Below are 612 nucleotides of genomic sequence, written 5' to 3'. Positions count from 1 at the left end.
CGCGGTAGAGTCGAGCTTGCTCGACTGCTGTGCGCAGAGCAGTCGAGCAAGCTCGACTCTACGAGACCCCTGGCGCAGTCGAGCAAGCTCGACTCTACGAGACCCCTGGCGCAGTCGAGCATGGCTCGACTCTACCGAAGGCAGCAGCATGGCAGACCCCTACAACAGTGGCATCCCCTCCCCTCCGGCGCTGCGCTTCGAGGATTCGTTGGTCACCACCGCCTTCGAGCTGCCCGGCTACCGGGTGGCGCGCAATCTGGGCGTGGTGCGCGGCATCACCGTGCGCTCGCGTTCGATCGTCGGCAACTTCCTCGGCGGCATCCAGACGATCTTCGGCGGCAACATCACCATCTACACCGAGCTGTGCGAGCAGGCCCGCGAGGAAACCTACCGCGACATGGTCAAGCACGCGCGGCAGCTGGGCGCCAATGCCATCATCGGCATGCGCTATGACGCCACCGATGTGATGACCGGGCTGACCGAGGTGCTGTGCTATGGGACGGCGGTGGTGGTGGAGCCGCTGCGGTAATCTGGCCGTAGAGTCGAGGGGGGGGGGGGGGGGAGGGGATGGGGCACGGGCGGCAACACGCCACAAAACAGAGGGGGGAGGGA

The 612-nt window shown here is 66.2% G+C and carries 1 protein-coding gene; it reads left to right on the top strand.

The features are described from left to right. Positions 1–148: 148 nt before the first annotated feature. Positions 149–529, top strand: a complete 381-nt coding sequence (locus tag FJU31_RS04960) for a YbjQ family protein (protein ID WP_108754558.1) — start codon at positions 149–151, stop codon at positions 527–529. Positions 530–612 lie beyond the last annotated feature (83 nt).

This window comes from Stenotrophomonas cyclobalanopsidis, assembly GCF_008710035.1.
In the GTDB taxonomy this organism is placed as follows: Bacteria; Pseudomonadota; Gammaproteobacteria; order Xanthomonadales; family Xanthomonadaceae; genus Stenotrophomonas; species Stenotrophomonas cyclobalanopsidis.
The sequence above is the reverse complement of the archived record's forward strand: the minus strand, read 5'-3'. Positions and strand labels throughout refer to the sequence as shown.

Bases quoted from the DNA above. Each gene is read 5' to 3' on its own strand.
- FJU31_RS04960 (WP_108754558.1), top strand. From the start codon at position 149: ATGGCAGACCCCTACAACAGTGGCATCCCCTCCCCTCCGGCGCTGCGC.